We start from the raw sequence: 2,692 nt of genomic DNA on the forward strand, positions 1-2,692 counted from the left end.
CTCGGAGATCCCCCTAAATCCCCCTTAAAAAAGGGGGACTTTGAGTATGGCTCCCCCCTTTTTTTAAGGGGGGCTGGGGGGGATCATAATCATGCGACAAACTTTGAAAACACGCCCTAGGGGGGCAAAACCATACGCATAATCAGCAACGCCAGCAGGGAATTCGGAAGTCGGAAGTCGGAAGTCGTAAAAAATCCTGTGTACCTCCATACTATAATAAACGCTATAACTTGGAATGGAGAATTTTGAATTGATTTAATTTTGAATTTTGAATTTTGAATTTTGAATTGACTATCGAAAATCCGCCTCATTGATTAACTTGTCAAACTTCTTAAACTCCATCCGGGCTGCTATCAAAACCACTTCCATGGTGACGGATTTACCTGCTTCCGCTGCCATAAATGCTGCATTCAATGCGATACTGTGTATATTCCCTCCTGTAAAATTAAAGCGACTTAACCGATCCCAGTCCAGGCTCTCTCTTGGGGTTTCTTTCGGGAATGAGTTCTTCCATATTTTGGCCCGTTGCTCCACCCCAGGAAAGGGAAAATTAACAATAAATCGTAAACGCCTGAGGAAAGCTGCATCGATGGAATTTTTCTTATTGGTGGCCAGAATGGCCAAACCGCGATAAGCTTCCAGACGCTGTAGTAAATAGTTAATTTCGATATTGGCATACCGGTCGTGGGAGTCTTTAACTTCCGAACGCTTGCCAAACAAGGCATCCGCTTCATCAAAAAACAGAATTGCCCCGCCATCTTCCGCAGCATCGAACAGACGACGCAAATTCTTCTCGGTTTCTCCTATATACTTACTCACCACCGTAGCCAAGTCGATCCGATACAGATGCAAGCCCAGAGCATTAGCTATCACTTCTGCGGCCATGGTTTTCCCGGTACCGCTTTCTCCTGCAAATAAGGCACTTATCCCCTTGCCTCGATTCATCCGCTGCTGAAACCCCCACTCTTGATAGACTTTACCTCGCTGTCGCACTTGGTTGGCAATTTGATGTAACAACGACATTTCGTCTTCTGGCAATACTATATCCTGCCAACCCGCTTTCACTTCAATGCGCTGGGCGAGAGTCTCTAATTTGGGACGGGTTATTTCTAGACAACCCTCCCACAGTTGCGTTAACAGGGTTTTCTCCTCCTGGGCTGGTGGCGAATCCTGTTCACTTTGCTCCCATGGCTCTGTACTGGGCTCTGTTTTGGGTATTTTCCAGGGTTTCGTCTCTTTATTGGTCTTGGGAAAGCCAATTAACTCGTAGCGATCGCGTAGGAAATCAAAGCTTCTGCTATCGTTATCAGTATCGGTCTCTATAACCAATTCCAATTTATCGAGATTCAAGACCGCTGAGGTTACTTCCTCCTCCTCGGCTTTCCCCTGTTCGACAAAGGTTTCCGGTTCTGGGTGGGACAATTTGCCCACAACGGTCTCAATTTCGGCAATATTTAAGTTAAACTGCCCTACCAGGGGAATAACAACCTGTTCACGGTGACTTGAACTCCCCAATGCCTTCTCCCAGGCTTCGATTTGTTCTGCTGATGTTGGTTTGGTAATATCTATACTCCAGCTTCCCCGTTCTAAGGCTGAGGTTTTATCGTAGATGTCAATAAAAAAGAAGCCATTCCCCCGTGCCAAAAAACGATAGAACGCTGCCATTTGCCCCTGAGTGATATAGTCTTCGCAAGAGAGCACATCGAAATAAAGGGCCACCTGCTCCAGCCTGGTTTCCCGCTCCCACAACCGCGCTATGGTTTCTATAACATCACTATCTGTTGGTAATAACGGGATTGGCAACCGATAGAGTTCCAGGTTCAAACGTTGGCAAACCTGCCAGGCTACTAGTTTTTTGCTTGCTGTATCCGCTCCCAACAGTTGGATGGCTTTTGGTTCCAGAGCATTGGTAAATGGCTGAAGTTGGCCAACTATTTCCTTGACTGCTTTTTCCTGGGAAGGTGGCAGACGGTTTTCCGGTTGGGAATTATTGCTATGACAGCTATTCCATGGCAAGACCAGCTTGGCTAGGCGATCGTCTAAGTAATTTAACCCCTTGATATAATTGATAATTTTTTCATCGGCCCGTAGGGGACTTATCACTGTCGGCTGGACCCCAGATTGATGAATTTCAATTAGTTTCCAATAAAGTAGGGGTCTTTCTGGAGAAAGCATTTCCCAAGCCAGGTTCTTGAAAATCCGATTGGCGAGGTAAAAAGTCGGATAGTACTGGTTCTGGTGAATCTTTGCATATAACGGCGGAATTTTTTCATTTAATTCCATCCCAACGCACAGCAGCAAGAGGTTCACCTCCATCTGGGATAAATTCAGTTGGTGTTTGAGTCTGATCAAAGCTGGCGCGGGTTCTTCTCTCTCTGCTGCATACTTCCATCTTTCCGCATCCGCTACCTGTGCCACAGTTGCCCCTTCTTTTCCAGCTTTATGTTCCAAAAGAAGTTCCAACCATGCCATGGCTCCTTCCAGGTAACATTGGTTTTTAATATCGAAGTATTCTCTATTATTCATTTTCTATAGCTATTCTACAACTTGTGAGGTACAAATTTATGGGTTTTAGGGAGCAGGGAGTAGGGAGTAGGGAGTAGGGAGTAGGGAGTAGGGAGTAGGGAGTAGGGAGTAGGGAGTAGGGAGGAGGGAGTAGGGAGTAGGGAGTAGGGAGCAGGGAGTAGGGAGA

Annotated in this window: 1 protein-coding gene; it reads right to left on the reverse strand. The window is 46.1% G+C overall.

The features are described 5' to 3' along the window. Window positions 1-291: 291 nt before the first annotated feature. A complete protein-coding gene (locus F6J99_RS43985) occupies window positions 292-2,526 on the reverse strand; it encodes an ATP-binding protein (protein ID WP_293123486.1) in 2,235 nt (744 codons plus the stop codon). Window positions 2,527-2,692: the final 166 nt, after the last annotated feature.

It is taken from the genome of Moorena sp. SIO4G3 (assembly GCF_010692305.1).
Classification (GTDB): Bacteria; Cyanobacteriota; Cyanobacteriia; order Cyanobacteriales; family Coleofasciculaceae; genus Moorena; species Moorena producens_A.

What these genes read in the sequence shown, in the direction of transcription:
- F6J99_RS43985 (WP_293123486.1), bottom strand. Translation starts at nt 2,526, where the DNA reads ATGAATAATAGAGAATACTTCGATATTAAAAACCAATGTTACCTGGAA.